This is a genomic window from Herpetosiphon giganteus, assembly GCF_016907925.1.
Taxonomy (GTDB): domain Bacteria; phylum Chloroflexota; class Chloroflexia; order Chloroflexales; family Herpetosiphonaceae; genus Herpetosiphon; species Herpetosiphon giganteus.
The window spans coordinates 1-1,276 of record NZ_JAFBCZ010000084.1; the positions used below are offsets into that span (position 1 = coordinate 1).

Annotated in this window: 1 pseudogene; it reads left to right on the top strand. The window is 56.7% G+C overall.

Going from position 1 to position 1,276, the window contains the following annotated elements:
- Positions 1 to 156: 156 nt before the first annotated feature.
- Positions 157 to 1,152, top strand: a pseudogene (locus JOD20_RS26295) (IS256 family transposase); the annotation flags it as partial.
- Positions 1,153 to 1,276: the final 124 nt, after the last annotated feature.

The window sequence follows — 1,276 nt, forward strand, 5'->3', positions numbered from 1 at the left end:
GGTGGTATAACGAAAGTGGTGCAAAATTAACGAGAGCCAGGTGGACTATACTTGGAAATGCAACAGACCAAGGAAAGGACCACCATGACTCCCAGCAAGAAGCATACCCATTCGCCCGTGATCGGTCAAGCTGAAGCCCACGCCACCTTCCAGCAGATGGTGCAGCACCAGATTCGGCAGGCGATTCGCGCCACGTTCATCGACATTTTGGAAGACGAAGTGGCCGCCTTCATCGGTGCGCAGCCCTATGAACGCACTGACGAGCGGCGTGATCACCGCGCGGGGCATCGCTCGCGCACGCTTGGCACGACCGCTGGCGTGATCGAGGACTTGCCCGTCCCGCGCACCCGTGGCGGCTTTCGAACCCAGTTGTTTGACCGCTACCAGCGCCGCATGCACGATGTGGATACGCTCATGCAGGATATGTTTGTCGGCGGGGTCAGCCAAACCGCCGTTGGCACGGTGGTTGAGCACTTAACGGGCAACGCACCCAGTCCCTCAACCGTCTCGCGGGTGTTTCATACGCTTGATGACGAGTTTCAGGCCTGGCAAGCACGTCCGTTGCCGCCACGGTACTGCTATGCCTTCGCCGATGGCACCTATTTCAGTGTCATCTATAACGGCCAAGGCCAGAAAATGCCCATTTTGGCGCTGATTGGGATCACGCCGGATGGCCAGCGCGAGGTGATTGCCTTCACGACGGGCGAGCGGGAAAACCAAGGCGCGTGGGAAAGCCTGTTGGCGGATATCAAAGATCGCGGGGTAGCAACGGTTGATCTCTGGATTACCGATGGGCATCAGGCGATGCTGAACGCGATTGCGGCGAAGTTTCCCGCGTCGCAGCGCCAGCGCTGTGTCGTGCACAAAATGAGCAACATCGAAAGCCACGTTCCCGAAAAATACCGCGATGCGCTCCATGCGGAGCTGCGGACGATTTTCTATCAGCCCGACCGAGCACAGGCCGACCAAGCGGCAGCGGCGTTTATGGCCAAATATGAGCGTCAGTACCCATCAGCGATCCGCTGCATGCAACGCGATTGGGATGCCTGTTTGACCTTTTATGCCTATCCTGAGGGGCATTGGGTGAATATCCGGACATCGAACATCATTGAACGGACGTTCGAGGAGGTCAAGAAGCGCAGCAAAAAAATGGCGACCGCGTTTCGGAATGAAGGCAGTTGTTTATTACTCTTTTATGCGGTCGTTCGGACGCTCCAGCTTCGTAAAATTCGCATGCCTGGCTAGATTGATTTTGCACACTTCTTGACAAACCACC